The following is a 635-nucleotide window of genomic DNA, read 5'->3' on the forward strand; positions in this document are numbered from 1 at the left end:
CGCGGGCCTGCGGACCCTGGTGGAGCGGTCCCCCCTGCTCGACGACCACGAGCTGCGGGCCTGCGCCGCCGCCGTGCGCCAGGCTCCGCCCTTCCTCGTCAGCCGCCACTGGATCGACCGGCCTGCCCGCCCCGACCGGGCCGGATTCCTCGGCACGTCCGGCTACGGCCCGCTGGACAACGTCAGCGTCGTCGAACGATGGGAGGGACAGGCCGCGCGCTGGGCCGCCCGCACCGGCGGTTCGGTCCTCGAACTCCACGCCTACGCCGTGGACCCCTCGGCCGACCGCACCGCCGTACAGGATCAGGTCCTCGCCCAGAGCCGGCTGCTCTACCCCGAGACGGCGAACGCCCGCGTCGTCGACAGCCGCCACGCATGGCACGCCGACTGCCCGCTCTTCGCCGTCGGCTCACACGCGCGACGTCCACGGACCCGAACCCGGTATCCCCGACTCGTCCTCGCCGGCGACGCGGTCCGATGCCCCCTGCCCACCGCCCTCATGGAACGCGCAGCCACCACCGGCTTTGCCGCCGCGAACAGCCTCCTGCACGGCTGGGGCCTGCGAGGACACGCCCTGTGGTCGGTTCCGCCCCACGGCCGCAACACCCTGCTACGAGCCTTCGCCGCAGGTTCGA

1 protein-coding gene is annotated in these 635 nt (G+C 74.2%); it reads left to right on the forward strand.

Annotation, left to right across the window (positions count from 1 at the left end):
- The coding region (locus tag PUR56_RS12930) for an FAD-dependent oxidoreductase (protein ID WP_329949004.1) at positions 1 to 635 on the forward strand (635 nt) is incomplete at both ends.

The organism is Streptomyces sp. BE303 (assembly GCF_036290945.1).
Lineage (GTDB): Bacteria > Actinomycetota > Actinomycetes > Streptomycetales > Streptomycetaceae > Kitasatospora.